The 12,685-nt window shown below is 66.8% G+C and carries 11 protein-coding genes and 1 tRNA gene; 3 read left to right on the top strand and 9 right to left on the bottom strand.

Annotated elements, in window-relative coordinates:
- Positions 1-32: 32 nt before the first annotated feature.
- The 7 genes from QN347_RS05840 to QN347_RS05810 form a co-directional block, all read right to left on the bottom strand.
- Positions 33-1,484 carry an MATE family efflux transporter gene (locus QN347_RS05840; RefSeq protein ID WP_322162999.1) on the bottom strand — a complete coding sequence of 484 codons (1,452 nt, stop codon included), beginning with the start codon at positions 1,482-1,484 and terminating at the stop codon, positions 33-35.
- Between the two features lie 127 nt (positions 1,485-1,611).
- Complete coding sequence (locus QN347_RS05835) at positions 1,612-4,290, bottom strand: valine--tRNA ligase (protein WP_322162997.1); 2,679 nt, start codon at positions 4,288-4,290, stop codon at positions 1,612-1,614.
- Between the two features lie 198 nt (positions 4,291-4,488).
- Positions 4,489-5,037 carry a hypothetical protein gene (locus QN347_RS05830; protein WP_322162996.1) on the bottom strand — a complete coding sequence of 183 codons (549 nt, stop codon included), beginning with the start codon at positions 5,035-5,037 and terminating at the stop codon, positions 4,489-4,491.
- Between the two features lie 217 nt (positions 5,038-5,254).
- Positions 5,255-7,336 carry a S9 family peptidase gene (locus QN347_RS05825; RefSeq protein ID WP_322162994.1) on the bottom strand — a complete coding sequence of 694 codons (2,082 nt, stop codon included), beginning with the start codon at positions 7,334-7,336 and terminating at the stop codon, positions 5,255-5,257.
- A gap of 57 nt (positions 7,337-7,393) precedes the next feature.
- Positions 7,394-7,873: a DUF2497 domain-containing protein gene (locus QN347_RS05820; RefSeq protein ID WP_322162992.1), complete on the bottom strand. Its 480-nt coding sequence runs from the start codon at positions 7,871-7,873 to the stop codon at positions 7,394-7,396.
- 61 nt (positions 7,874-7,934) lie between these two features.
- A complete protein-coding gene (locus tag QN347_RS05815; RefSeq protein ID WP_322162990.1) occupies positions 7,935-9,446 on the bottom strand; it encodes a TolC family outer membrane protein in 1,512 nt (503 codons plus the stop codon).
- A 20-nt stretch (positions 9,447-9,466) separates the two neighbouring features.
- Positions 9,467-10,132, bottom strand: a complete 666-nt coding sequence (locus QN347_RS05810) for a protein-L-isoaspartate O-methyltransferase (RefSeq protein WP_322162989.1) — start codon at positions 10,130-10,132, stop codon at positions 9,467-9,469.
- Between the two features lie 198 nt (positions 10,133-10,330).
- Between QN347_RS05810 and QN347_RS05805 the strand changes: the two genes are divergently transcribed.
- A tRNA-Cys gene (locus QN347_RS05805) sits at positions 10,331-10,404 on the top strand.
- Between the two features lie 39 nt (positions 10,405-10,443).
- Here the strand turns inward: QN347_RS05805 and QN347_RS05800 are convergent.
- A complete protein-coding gene (locus tag QN347_RS05800) occupies positions 10,444-10,881 on the bottom strand; it encodes a (deoxy)nucleoside triphosphate pyrophosphohydrolase (protein ID WP_322162988.1) in 438 nt (145 codons plus the stop codon).
- 54 nt (positions 10,882-10,935) lie between these two features.
- Between QN347_RS05800 and QN347_RS05795 the strand changes: the two genes are divergently transcribed.
- Both QN347_RS05795 and QN347_RS05790 read left to right on the top strand, forming a co-directional pair.
- On the top strand, positions 10,936-11,121 hold the full coding sequence (locus QN347_RS05795) for a Flp family type IVb pilin (RefSeq protein WP_322162987.1): 186 nt from the start codon (positions 10,936-10,938) through the stop codon (positions 11,119-11,121).
- Positions 11,122-11,241: 120 nt separating this feature from the next.
- Positions 11,242-11,415, top strand: a complete 174-nt coding sequence (locus tag QN347_RS05790; RefSeq protein WP_322162985.1) for a Flp family type IVb pilin — start codon at positions 11,242-11,244, stop codon at positions 11,413-11,415.
- A gap of 318 nt (positions 11,416-11,733) precedes the next feature.
- Here the strand turns inward: QN347_RS05790 and QN347_RS05785 are convergent, their stop codons facing one another.
- Complete coding sequence (locus QN347_RS05785) at positions 11,734-12,681, bottom strand: acetyl-CoA carboxylase carboxyltransferase subunit alpha (protein ID WP_322162983.1); 948 nt, start codon at positions 12,679-12,681, stop codon at positions 11,734-11,736.
- Positions 12,682-12,685 lie beyond the last annotated feature (4 nt).

The following is a 12,685-nucleotide window of genomic DNA, read 5'->3' as shown; positions in this document are numbered from 1 at the left end:
CTCGCGCGGGCGGGCGCAAGCGGTCTTGCGCGTCAGCTCGACGGGTGCAGCCGCCCCGCGGGTTCGGCCGAGCTCGGCACCTGTTCCTGCGCGCGCTCCGCCGGCACGACGAGCCGCTGGTTGCGCCAGCCGCCGTAACGATAATAGCACAGCGCCATCACGAAGTTGGCGCACGAGCCGAGCGGGAAGCTCCACCACAGCGCATCCGCCCCCATCGTCGGCTGGAACAGCAGCGCAAAGCCGATCCGCACCGGATACATCGCCACGAACAGCATGATCAGCGGCGCCCATACCGCGCCGTTCGCGCGGACGGTCGAGAACAGCACCATCGTCATGCCGAAGATGATGAAGTTCCAGCTCGCCAGCACCTGGATATGCCGCGCGATCGCAATCGCCGGGCTCTCGCTGCCGAGGAACAGCCCCATCACCGGCCGGTCGAACGCGATTATAGCGAGCACCATCGTCGAGGTCAGCACCGCGCTGAAGATCAGTCCGGCGCGCGTGATGCGGTCGACCCGGTCCCAGAAGCCCGCACCGATATTCTGCGCCGCCATGCTGCTCACCGCCGCGCCGACCGCGAGCGCGGGCATCTGGATATAGCCCCAGAGCTGCAGCGACACGGCATAGGCCGCGGTCGTCTCGATCCCGTAGCGATTGACGAGCCCGGTCATCGTCAGCGCGGCGACCGACATGACGAGCATCTGCGCGCCCATCGGCAGGCCCTTCGCCAGGATCGTCCGCGTCAGCGCTAGGCTTGGGATGAGGTAGGACAGCTCGTGCCCACGGAGCCGGATCGGCAGGTCGCGCGCATAGACGTATGCAAGCAGCCCGAACGCCGCGACATGCGAGGCGATCAGCGTCGCGGTCGCCGAGCCGGCGATCCCCATCGCCGGAATCCCGAACCAGCCGCGGATGAACACCGGGTTCAACCCGCTATCGAGCAGCACGCTGAGCAACGTGAACCACAGCGGCGTGATCGAATCGCCGATCCCGCGCAGCGCCATGCTGAGCAGCACGAGCAGCATCGACGCCGGCAGGCCGAGGAAGATCACGCGCAGATAGGCGAGCGCGAGCGGCATCGCGCTCGGCGGCGTCGCCAGCACGCGCAGGATATCGGGGGTGAAGATCCAGCCGAGCGCCGCCACCACCACCGCGCCTGCCATGACGAGCCCGATCGACGCGCCGAACGCGCGGCGCGCCGCCTCAATATCGCGCCGGCCCATGCTCTGGCCGATCAGGATGGTCGAGGCCATGCCGAAGCCGAACACCAGCGCGAACATCAGGAACATGATCGTATTGGCGTTGGCGGTCGCCGCAACCGCGCCCTCGCCGAGGAAGCGTCCGACCCAGATCGTGTTGATCGAGCCGTTGAGCGACTGGAGGATGTTCGAGCCGAGCGTGGGGAGCGCAAACGCGAGCAACGTCATCGCGATCGGCCCGGTCGTCAGGTCGCGTTGACCGCGGCGCGTCGGGGAGCTTGCCATCTTCCGTCCTTACTCCCCTTCGTCACCCCGGCCCCGTGCCGGGGTACACCGTCCCGCGAGAGCAATGCTGCCCGCACGTGCGCGAAGGTGGACCCCGGCACAAGGCCGGGGTGACGACTCTCCGATTTCAGCCCAGCCGCTCGAGCGCCGCCGTCAACCGCTCGGCCTCGGCGGACTTCTCGGCGTGATCGGCGCGCGCCTTCTCAACCGCCTCGGGCTTCGCGCGTTCCACGAAGCTCGCGTTGCCGAGCCGTCCGGCGAGCGCGTCGCGCTCCTTGGCGGCGGCGGCAATGCCCTTGGTCAGCCGTTCGCGCTCGACGGCGAGGTCGATGATCCCCTCGAGCGGCAGCACGAAGGTCGCGCCATCGACCACCACCTGCAGCGCGCCGCCACCGGGCGCATCCTGCACCACGCTCGCCCGCGCGAGGCGAGCGATCACCGGCGCCTGCCGCTCGAGCCGCGCGAGCGTCTCCGCATCGGCATCACGCACATGCATCTGCATCCGCGTGCCCGGCGCAATGTTGACCTCGGTCCGCGCGGCGCGGATTTCCGACACCAGCCGGATCAGCCAGTCGATCTCCTTGCTCGCCGCCGGATCGAGCGAACGCGCATCCGCCATCGGCCATTTCGCGACGATCAGGTCGTTGTCGCGCGGCCCCATCGCGTGCCACAGTTCCTCCGTGATGAACGGCATGAACGGGTGGAGCAGCACGAGGATCTGGTCGATCACCCAGCCCGCGACCAGCTTGCTCTCGGGGTCGATGCTGCCCTTCTCGTCGCCGTCGAACACTGGCTTGATCAGCTCGAGATACCAGTCGCAGAAGCGGCTCCACACGAACTGATAGACCGCATTCGCCGCGCCATCGAAGCGCAGGTCGGCGAGCGCGAGATCGACTGCCTGGACGCAGCCGATCGTCTCGGCGATGATCCACTTGTTGACCGCGAGCTCGGCCGCGGGCGCCTCGAGCGTGGCGCTCGCGACGATGCCGTTCGACTGCGCGAAGCGGCACGCGTTCCACAGCTTGGTGGCGAAGTTGCGATAGCCCTCGACGCGCTTCTCATCCATCTTGATGTCGCGGCCCTGGCTCTCCATCGCCGCCATGAAGAAGCGCAAAGCATCCGCGCCATACTGGTCGATCAGCCCGAGCGGGTTGACGACATTGCCCTTCGACTTGGACATCTTCGCGCCATCGGCGGCGCGGACCAGGCCGTGGAGGTACAGCTTCTTGAACGGCACATCGCCCATGAAGTGGATGCCCTGCATCATCATGCGGGCGTCCCAGAAGAACAGGATGTCGAAGCCCGAGATGAGCACGTCGTTGGGGTAGCGACCATGCAGCGTCGGCGAGGTTTCCTCGGGCCAGCCCATCGTCGCGAACGGCCACAGCGCAGAGGAGAACCACGTGTCGAGCACGTCGCTATCCTGGCGCAGCGCCACGCCCTCGCCGGCCTGCGCCTGCGCTTCGCCCTCGGTCAGCGCGACGTAGATCGACCCATCCTCGGCGAACCAAGCCGGAATCCGATGCCCCCACCACAATTGCCGCGAGACGCACCACGGCTGGATATTCTCCATCCAGTTGAAGAAGGTCTTCTCCCACGTCTTGGGCACGATCTGGATCGCGCCCGAGCGCACCGCCTCGATCGCCGGCTTCGCCAAGGTTGCCGCATCGACATACCATTGGTCGGTCAGCCACGGCTCGATCACCACGCCCGAGCGATCGCCGTACGGGGTCTGGATCGTGCGCGGCTCGGCGTCATGCTCGACGCCGTCCTTGTCGGTGTGCGCGATGAGGAAACCCTCGGCCTTCAAACGCGCGACGACCGCCTTGCGCGCCTCCGCGGTCGTCAGCCCGAGCAGCTCGGCCGGGATCAGCCCGTCGGACACCTGCACGACCTGCGCCTTGGCATCGAGCATGTTGAGCATCGCGCTTGCCGCGATCCCGGCGCGCTTGCCGACCTCGAAATCGTTGAAGTCGTGTCCCGGCGTGATCTTTACCGCGCCCGAGCCCAGTTCGGGATCGGCATGGTCGTCGGTCACGATCGGGATCAGCCGCCCGGTGATCGGCAGCTTGATCTGCCTGCCGACGAGATGCGTGTAGCGCTCGTCCGACGCGTTCACCGCGACCGCCATGTCGGCGAGCATCGTCTCGGGCCGCGTCGTCGCGACCTCGATGAAGCCCGACCCATCCGCCAACGGGTAGCGCAGATGCCAGAAGCTGCCCTTGATCTCGCGCGTCTCGACCTCGAGGTCGCTGATCGCGGTGCCGAGGCCCGGATCCCAATTCACCAGCCTTTTGTCGCGGTAGAGCAGGCCTTCCTTGTGCAGGTCGACGAACACTTTCAGCACGGCCTTGGAGAAACCCTCGTCCATCGTGAAGCGCTCGTTCGCCCAGTCCATCGAGCAACCGAGCCGGCGGAGCTGCTGCGTGATCTCGCCGCCGCTCTCTTCCTTCCATTCCCACACCTTGGCGATGAACTCTTCGCGGGTGAAGTCGGTGCGCTTCTGCTGGCGTTCGCCCATCTGGCGCTCGACCACCATCTGCGTCGCGATCCCCGCGTGATCGGTGCCGACCACCCACAGCGCATCCTTGCCCTGCAGCCGCGCATGCCGCGCGAGAATGTCCTGCAGCGTATTGTCGAGCGCATGGCCGATGTGGAGCGAGCCCGTGACGTTGGGCGGCGGGTTGACGATCGTCCACGGCTCGGCGCCGGGGCGGTCGGGGCGGAACAGCCCGTTCGTTTCCCAATGCGCGTACCAGCGCTGCTCGAGTTCGGCGGGGTCGAAGGTTTTGGAGAGCTCAGTCATAGCCTTCAGGCTTTAGCCGCGATGCCGCAAAAGAAAAGGGCGGCCCGTACGGACCGCCCTCCAGGATTTCGGCAATGCCCCCATCCCGTTCGGGCTGAGCCTGTCGAAGCCCTGCCCTGCCCACGTCCGGCGTTCCCGGTGGAGCGGTGCCCTTCGACAGGCTCAGGGCGAGCGGAGGGGGAAGTTCGCGCAGCCCGGTCAGACCGCGTCGTGCGGGACGGTCTTCGGGGCTTCGATCGCCTTGGCCGGCTTGGGGGCCGCCTGCAGCTGCCCAGCCTTGCTGCAATCGCCACTGCTCTGCGAGACCACCTTGGGCTCGGCATTGCCGTAGGCGGTCATTTGGTAGCTCTGCGTGCAGCCGCCATTGCTCGAGCTGTACGCGGTGAACGAGTAGCTCGCCCCCGCCGGCATCGCCTTGAGCGCCGCCTGGTCGATCTTGCCGCCCGCCGGCGCCGACGCCTGCAGCGCAGCGGCGTGCTGTATCATCACCGCCGCCTGGCGATCCATTTCGGCGAACATCTGGTCGAACCGGGCAAACGGCGAATCGAGCAGCGCGACGGGAATAGTCCGCTCGACCGGCACCAGCTCAACCTTGGGCGCGACGTCGCCCTGATAGAGCAATTGCGCGACCGAGCCATCGGGAAGCGCTACGTTCATCCGGTGGAATTCGCGATCCGCGGCATAAGCCGTCCCGGCAAGCGTGCAGGCCGCGGCACCGGCCAGCGCGATCTTGGACATCAAACGCATGGGTTTCCTCCTCGTGGCAGTGAATGAGGAGAAGAAATCTACGCAGCCAAGCTGAACCCTAGATGAAAGTGGAGTGCCACACCCCTCTCCCAACGGGAGGGAGGGGCCCGCTCGGCGAAGCGGAGTGGGAGGGTGAGGGCAGCATCCAACCACCGCCCGCCCTCACCCCGCGGCGCATCCGCGCCTGCCCCTCTCCCACAGGGAGAGGGGGATAGGGTCACCCGCCCTTTCGGCCCGATGCGCCCACCACGGGCTCCGCCACGTCACGCCCGGTCCACTTGCCCATCCAGCCCAGCACTTCGCGATACCATTGGCGGCTCTCATTGGGCTTCTGCACCCAGTGGCTCCCGCCCGGATACACCACCAGCCGCGACGGGATATCGCGCCGCTGGAGCGCGGTGAACGCCGCGATCCCCTGCGTGTACGGAATACGATAATCGCCCTCCGAGGTGATGACGAGCTGCGGCGTCTTCCACGCGGTCACATGGTTGACCGGGTTCCATTTCTCGAACGCGGCGGGGTCTTCGTAATAGGCCTTGCCGCCATGCTCCCACTCGTCGAACCACAGCTCCTCGGTCTCGTACGCCATCGCGCGCGCGTCGAACACGCCGTCATGCTGGACGATGCACTTGAAGCGATCGGGCCAATTGCCCTCGATCCAGTTCATCATATAGCCGCCGTACGACGCCCCCAGCGCGCACGCATTGTCGCCGTCGAGCCAGCTGAACTTGGACGTCGCTGCGGCAAGGCCCTTCTGCAGATCCTCGAGCGGCCACCCGCCCCAGTTGCCCCGGATCGCATCGGTGAAGGCCTGCCCGTACCCGGTCGACCCGTGGAAATCGACCGCGACGAGGCCATAGCCAGCGCCCGCGAACACCGCCGGGTTCCAGCGATACGACCAGCTGTTGTTGCTCGATCCCTGCGGGCCGCCATGCACCATGTACGCGACGGGCACCTTCCCGGTGCTGCCCGCGGGCTTGACCGCATAGCCCCACACCGTATCGGCGTTCGCACCGGTGAAGCTGAACTTGGTCACGCTCGGCATGTCGATGCCGGCGAGCTTGGTCGCGTTGACCGAGGTCAGCCGCGCGGTCTTGGTGCCCGTGAGCCGGTAGAAATCATCAGGCGCGGTCAGCGAATTCATCGCGAACACCACGCCGCTCGCGGTCGGCAGCACCGCCGTGACGTTGCCCGCCTGCGTTAGCCGGGTGACCTTGCCGCTGACCGGCGAGACCGACCAGATCGGATTTTCCTGCGTGTCCTCGGCGGTGACGAGGATCGTTTTGCTGTCGGGCGCCCAGGCGATCGACCCGATCGAGCGATCCCAATCCTGCGTCAGCGCGCGGACCTGCCCGCTCGCCAGATCGCGGAGCATCAGCACTTGCCGGTCCGCTTCATACCCGGCGCGCTTCATCGCGACCCAGGCGAGCGATTTGCCATCGGGCGACACCGTCGGAAAGGTGTCGGTCCCCGTGTTCGCCGCGGTCAGATTGGTCGGCGCCGCCGCTCCATCCGCAGGCGCGGCGAAGATATCGAGATTGGTCGAGAGCGGCTCGATCCGCCCCGCCTCGCGCAGCGCGAAGAAGACGGTCCTGCCATCGGCGCTCCACGACACTTCCTCGCCGCCGCCGAACGGCTTGGAGGGCGCATCGCCGACGAGCGCGCCTTCGATCGGAACGCCGTTCCCCGTCGCGCCCGTCGGCGTCAGCGGCAGCACGAACAGTTGCGAGCGCGTTCCGTCGGACCAGCTCGCCCAATGCCGCACGAACATCTGGTCGTACACGCGCCCGTTGCCGGCATTGTCATCCTTCTTGACCATCGCCGGCTCCAGGCTCGGCGCGCCAGGACGGCGATCCGCCCAGACGAGCAATTTGTCGTCCTGCGGCGAGACCTTGAAGCCGCCCATCCCGCCCTTGAACTGCGTCAGCCGCGTCGCAGCACCGCCCGCGATGCCGATCGACCAGACCGCGTCGTCGCCGCCCTTGTCCGACTGGAAATAGACCGCCCGCCCGTCGTGCGAGAATTGCGGTGCGGTCTCATTGACCTCGGCCTCGGCGGCAAGCCGCTCGGGCGCGGCGCCCTTGCGCGCGAGATCGAGCCGCCACAAATCGAAACGCCCGCCGTCGATCGACAAGTCAGTCTCGCGCTGCTGCCACACGAGCCAGCGCCCGTCGGGCGAAACCGCAGGCGCTGAGACGCGCGACAGCGCGACGACGTCGTCGACGGTGAGTTGGCGGGCAGCTGCGGGAACAGCGACGAAAGCGGCGCTCAGGGCGGTCGCGGCAAGAAGCATCTTCATGGCGGCAGGTTACAGCAGAACCCGCCAGCTCCCGCAATCGGTCTTGCCGGATAGGTCTTACTTGCCGGTGATCCGATCGATCTCGCGCGCGACCATCGCCTCGACCATCGTCGGGAGATTGGCGTCGAGCCAGTCACGCAGCATCGGCCGCAGCATTTCGCGCACCACGCCCTCGAGCGTGTCCGATCCGGTCACCTCGGGCTTGACCACCAGCCGCGACAAAGCGTCGAGCGGGCTGCGCGAGGCTTCGGCGGTGCGCGCCGACAGCAGCGATTCGGGGCTCGGTTCGGGCGCGACGGACGCCGGCGCAGGCTTGGCGGCCACCGCTACAGGCTCCGCTGCGGGCGCAGGACGGGGGGCAGGCTCGCGTGCATATTCCGGCTCATGGACGGGCTCGCTCAGCTCGAGGATGTCGTGGTGGAAGGGTTCCGCTTCGGAGCGCGGCGGCAGCGAACGCGGCGGGCGCTTGCTGCGGCCCGGCGTCGCGTCGTTTTCCTCGGCGATGATGCGCTTGATCGACGAAAGGATGTCTTCCATCGATGGCTCCGCGCTCAGATCACCCATTACCGCATTCCTAGTTTGTGCGTAGATCCGATGGTTAACGGTTCTTCGTCGCATTACCTGCAGTGATCGGCGCGCTTCTGTCAACTGGCGCTTCGAGAATTGGGTCGAGCGGTTGCGTCATCTTCGCGGTCTGCGGGCGCGTGGCGTTGGTCCGCGTGCCGGTGACCGCCGGGTCAGGATCCGACGACCAATCCCAGATCCGGTGCCGCACGCTGGTATAGTGTGCGACCGGATCGTAGAGCGGACCGCCGTCGAGCCCGAGATTGCGCGCTTCCGCCTCCCCCATCGCCGCTAGCAAGGCGAAGCCCGCGACATAGGCGTCCCGCTGCGCCGTAACGAGCGTGACCTGCGAGTTGAGCAATTCCTGCTCGGCGTTGAGGATGTCGAGAATCGTGCGGTTGCCGACGCTGTTCTCGGCGCGGACGCCCTCGAGCGAGAGCTTGTTGGCGTTGACCGCGACTTCGCTCGACGCGATCGTCTCGAGCGAGGATTTCCACACCGCATAGGCCGACCGCGCCTGCGCGATGACGCCGCGCTCGGTCTCGGTCACTTGTTCGATCGCCCGCACCCGCGCGTCTTGCGCCTGGCGAATCTGCGCGGCGGGGCGGCCGCCCTGATATAAGGGCATCGTCAACCCGAGCCCGACCGTGGCCGCCTTCCCGCTCTGTCGGACCGCAACCCCCGTGCCCGAGCCGAGCGAGCCAAGATAATTATAATAGTTGCCGCCAACATTGACCGCGACCGTCGGCAAGCGGTTGGCGCGTGCAACGCCGATATCATAGCCCGCCGCATCGCGCGCCTTGGCCGCCGCGAGCAAGGTCGGATTGTTCTTCAACGCGACATCGACCGCGACATCGGGTTCGGCCGGCAGATTGGGCAGGTCGGGCGGCGTGTCGAGCCGGCCGGGCTCGGTGCCGACGAAGCGGATATAGCTCTCGCGGCTGGTGATCAGCTGCGCTTGCGACGATTGCAGCTGGCTGCGCGCGACCGCGAGACGCGCCTCGGATTGCGCGACGTCGGTGCGGGTCAGGTCGCCGACCTGGAACCGATCGCGGCTGGCCTGAAGGTTGACCTCAAGCACGCGGACGTTCTGCGTGTTGAGCCCGACGATCGCCTCGTCGCGGATCACGTCCATATACGCGCCGACCACGGTGGTGAACAAGCTCGCCTCGGTCCCGCGCAAGCTCTGCTGCCCGCTCTCGACTCGCGTCTGTGCAGCGCGAATGCCGTTGCGGACCGCGCCGCCGCTGTAGATCGGCACCGCGAGCGTCACGCTCGCCCCGGCCTGGCGATCGGGCGAGACAAAGCTGTTCGCCGCCTTCACGACATTCTCGGTGTAGGTGCTTTGCAGCTGAACGCCGGGCAGCCCCTGCGACCGGATGATCGGCACGTTCTCGTCCACCCCGCGCTGGCTCGCGCGTTGCGCGGCGAGCGTCGGGTTGGTGTTATACGCCTTGACCAAGGCCTCGCGCAGCGTTTCCGCCGACAGCGGTGCTGCGACCAGAGCGAGCAGCGCTGTACCGGTGACGAAAAAGAGTGCGCGCATGGCTCGGCGTGTCTTTCTGATCAGAACGTGAAGGAGCGCGGCCGCGAGAAGCCCGGCAGCGGAACGCAATCGATGTCGGCAAAATCGAGCAGCGCAAAGCCGCCCGCAGTCTTGCGGCCCGAGGTCAGCCGCGTCATGCCGCGATCGGCGATCCCCGTGACGACCCGCCCGCCGATCGCGACTTGCGCAACCAGCGCGTCGGACACTGCCTCGACCGCGCCGTCGATGACGAGCACGTCGTACGGCGCACCGGCAGCGTGGCCCGCCTCGAGCGGACCCTCGACCACGGTCACGTTGGTGGCATCGGCCAAGGCCGTGCGCGCCGCTGCCGCCAGTGCCGGCTCGCATTCGAGCGCGACGACCGAATCCACCAGATGCGACAGCACCGCCGCGGTATAGCCGCCCGCCGCGCCGACGAGCAGCACGCGGTCGGTCGCGCGCAGTTCAGCCTGGGTCAGCAGGCGCCCGGTCGCGATCGGCACGTTCTGCGCGCGGCCATGGCCGAGCGGCACTGCGGTATCGCGATACGCGATCGCCTGCGCATCGGCGGGCACGAAGGCTTCGCGCGGGACGCTGTCCATCGCGGCCACCACGCGCGCATCGCTCACCGCATTGGTGCGAAGCTGGCTGGCCACCATTGCGTGGCGCATCGCCACCATCTCGGAATCCTGCGTCGTCACTGTCATCGAACCACACCCTTGTCGGACATCAGCTTTGCACAACTGTTGTAGCTGTGCAATACACTCGTTTGCTGCGCTCGCTTCTATCGTGATGGAAAGGCTACGCCAAGCGACGCTTAGCGGCATTTTTGCACGCCCGCGGTTGACAGCGCGCGTGCGCCCCTGCATCAGCGCGCCTCCCCGAAACGCCCCACAGCGTCTCGTGGCCCGATGGCGGAGTGGTGACGTAGAGGACTGCAAATCCTCGCACCCGGGTTCGATTCCCGGTCGGGCCTCCATATTCTTTCCTGCCCCGCGGCGCGGCAGGCGCGACGATCCTAGCGGTCGTCCCCGATATCCTCGAGCGCAGCGATGAACGGCCAGTCGGCCGGCGGCATCGCCAGGTTGCGCAGTGCCGCTGGTGCGTGCCACGCGAGCGCGGTCGCATCGAGCGCTTGCGGCACCCCGCCCCACGCGCGGCAGACATAGAGCAGCAGCAGCAAATGGCGTCCGGGCAACGCCGCGCTGGCGAAGGTCAGCGGCGCCAGCGCGTCTTGCGCAAAGACGATCCCCAATTCCTCCTCGAGCTCGCGCACCAGCGCCGCCTCGGGTGTCTCGCCTGGCTCGACCTTCCCGCCGGGAAACTCCCACAGCCCCGCCATCGCCTTACCGGGCGGGCGCAGCTGCACCAGCACGCGCCCGTCGCGATCGATCAACGATGCCGCAACCACCGGCATCAGCGAGGCCGCCTCGCCCGCTCCCAAAGGTTTAGACATTCGTTAATCATCCTTAGGTATCAAACGCCGGAACCTGGCTCAGAGAGTATCGCCATGATCATCCGACTGCTGAAATCTCTGCTTGGCGACCGCCGGGGTGGCACCGCTATCGAATATGGGCTGATCGCCGCGCTCGTCGTGATCGCGATGATCGCTTCCCTGACGCAAGTCGCCAATACCACCGTCGGCATGTGGGGCAATGTCAGTGCCCAGGTCAGCGCCGCGCGTTCCGCGAATTAACCCGCGTACGGCACGCCCCGCCTTAAACTTTTATCAACTCTGTCCTTCTACAAAGGCATTGTTGGTCCGGGATCCCGGCCCGACCGGGTACTGAAGCATTTACCTACGGAGACCGGAATCATGAAGACCATCCGCAATTTCATCAAGAATTCGAAGGGCGCGACCGCGATCGAATACGGCCTGATCGCAGCGCTCATCGCCGTTGCGGCGATTGCCGCGATGCAGGGCCTGGGTAACCAGCTCAAGACCACGTTCACCAACGTCTCGGGTTCGATGAAGTCGGGCGCCACGTAAGCTTTGCCGCTTCGGCGACAATGGGCGGGCGGCAGGACGATGGTCTTGCCGCCCGTCTTTGTATGCGCATCGCTACGCAATCGCATTTTTCTGAAACGCCCGCATCCCCGCCTATAAAGATCGAGATGGGAGAGGTTCGATGCGAACTTTGGGGGGGACGCGAAAAGCGCGACTCATATCGAATACGGGCTGATCGCGACGTTGGGCGCGGTGGCCGCGATTGCCACGATGCAGGTGGCGGGCAATCAGCGCGTGCCGATCTTCACCAACATTTCGGGGACGATGCAGTCCGGTCGAGTCGGCAAGCCGCGGAGCGGCTTAGAGCCGCCCCATCGCCAGGAACTTCTCGCGCCGGCTGCGGCGCAACTCGGTGGGAGTCTTGCCGTCGAGCTTGATCAACGCCGCCTCGATCGCATCGCCGAGCGCCGCGATCGCCGTGGCCGGATCGCGCTGCGCACCGCCAAGCGGCTCGGGAACGATCGTGTCGATGACGCCGAGACCCTTGAGGTCCTGCGCCGTGATCTTCATCGCCTCGGCCGCTTCCGGCGCCTTGTCGGCGGTGCGCCACAGGATCGACGCGCAGCCCTCGGGCGTGATCACCGCGTAGATCGCATGTTCGAACATCATCACGATATTGCCGGCCGCCAGCGCGATCGCGCCGCCCGAACCGCCCTCGCCGACCACCGCCGCGACCATCGGCACGCCGAGCGCAAGGCACGCCTCGGTCGAGCGCGCGATCGCCTCGGCCTGGCCGCGCTCCTCGGCCTGGATGCCGGGAAACGCGCCGTTGGTGTCGACCAGCGTCACTACGGGCAGGCCGAAGCGATCGGCGAGCTGCATCAGGCGAATCGCCTTGCGATAGCCCTCAGGCTTGCCCATCCCGAAATTGTGCTTGAGCCGGCTCGCGGTATCGTCGCCGCGCTCGTGACCGATCACGAGGATGCGGCGCCCGCGAAACGTCGCAAAGCCGCCGAGGATCGCCTGATCGTCACCGAACGCGCGGTCGCCCGCGAGCAGCATGAAATCCTCGAATAGGCCAGCGACATAGTTCTTGAAATGCGGCCGCTCGCCGTGGCGCGCGACTTGCGCCTTCTGCCACGGGGTTAGCCTGGAATAGGTGTCGCGCAGCAGCTTGTCGGACTTTGCCTGGAGCCTGCCGACTTCCGCGCCGATATCGACCGTCCCTTCGGACGCGGTCTCGCGCAGCTCGTCGATCCGGCTCTGAAGCTCGGCGATCGGTTTTTCGAAATCGAGGAAACTTGCCATAGCC

The sequence above is a fragment of the Sphingomonas sp. 10B4 genome (genome assembly GCF_035019905.1).
GTDB classification, from domain to species: Bacteria; Pseudomonadota; Alphaproteobacteria; order Sphingomonadales; family Sphingomonadaceae; genus Sphingomonas; species Sphingomonas glacialis.
Note: the sequence above shows the minus strand (reverse complement) of the source record. Positions and strands in the feature narration are given on the sequence as shown.